We start from the raw sequence: 1385 nt of genomic DNA, 5'->3' as shown, positions 1-1385 counted from the left end.
CACCACATATTTCTCTTTGAAGATCAGGTCCAGCGTTAGGTTCGCTGCTCCCACTGCTACTACCGGGTTGTTCAGGTATGCCTCACGCTCACCTGCCGGTACTTGCAGCTTATCCATGTGTGCCTTGATACCTGCCAGGTAGGCAGCATAGGCTCTTTGTTTGTCACCTGCCCTGAAAGCAGCCTCGGCCTCTATGAATTTGATCTCGGCGTACGAAGCGATAAGCAGGGGAGACAGGTCACCGGTAAGCGGCGAGTTACGCGATATATACGTCTCGTCTTTCACCGTATTGTTGGCCGGTCCTACGTTGCCTACCCCATTCGGAGTGCCTTTGAAGTCCCCATTGACGGTTGGATCCGTGATCTTGGTTATACGTGGGTCCACCACACCGTAGGTGGTTCCATTGAGGTGCTCCATGAGTTGCTCCGAAAGCCAGCCGCCCAGTAGCAGCTGCGTGTTGCTCAGGGAAACACTCGCCCATGGATTACGAGGAGTAAAGACAGCCATTTCTGCGTCATCAGCATTGGAAGTATAAGAACCTTCTACTGCGCTGAGCACAGCTGCCGCGTTGTAAGCAGGCTTCTTGCTCACCTTGTTCAGCTGTCTGGCTTTGAAGGCATTGGCCGTCTTGATCCATTTTGCTTTATCGCCACCATGGATCAGGTCGTTGTCGGCGTCGAGCGCTATTTTGGAATCTGTTTTGTTCAGTTCCGCAATGCCTTCGTCGAGCAGGCGCAGCGTTTCGGCATACAGGTCTTCTTCTGAATCGAAGCCCGGCGTCAGCGGATTACCGCCACCTTCTCCGGTATAGAAGGCTTGCGAATACGGTGCATCTCCCCACAGGTCGATAACCAGGCTGAGGTGGTAGGCCATCATAATATCGGCTACACCCACATAGTCAGAGGCACCCTCATCTATACCTTTCTGCTTCATGTCATGTATATCAGCCATGGCAAAGTATAGGTTGTCCCAGGTAGAAGTCAGGTCCGTTACCTGGTAGGTATCTAGTGCGCCGCCAGCTGAGGGGCTGGCCACATACTGTACAAGAAACGAAGTATTGGCCGCTACACGCTGGCTGTTGAGGCCGGTTTTATGTGTATTCGTGGACAGCATGGCTTTAAGCGGTGGATTGGAAACCAGGTTAGGATTGTCATGCTTGTCGAAATAATCCTCACAGCTTTGTAAACTAAACGTAGCCCCTAACATCATAAAGGCAAGCGCATATCTATATATCTTTCTCATTGTTATTTCTTATTTAGAATCCGACATTCAGCGTAAACAGGTAGCTTCTCACAGCTGGGTAAGTGAAACCTGCGAAGCCATCCACGTTGCTGCCGCTAGGGGATGAACTGCTTTCAGGATCAAACCCGGAGTAGTCCGTAGAG

At 51.3% G+C, this 1385-nt stretch carries 1 protein-coding gene; it reads right to left on the bottom strand.

Going from position 1 to position 1385, the window contains the following annotated elements:
• On the bottom strand, nt 1-1242 hold a 1242-nt coding region (locus OB13_RS20550; protein WP_461492056.1), incomplete at its 3' end, for a SusD/RagB family nutrient-binding outer membrane lipoprotein.
• Between the last annotated feature and the right edge of the window lie 143 nt (nt 1243-1385).

This window comes from Pontibacter sp. HJ8, from assembly GCF_054824225.1.
This window is presented reverse-complemented; position numbering and strand designations above follow the sequence as displayed.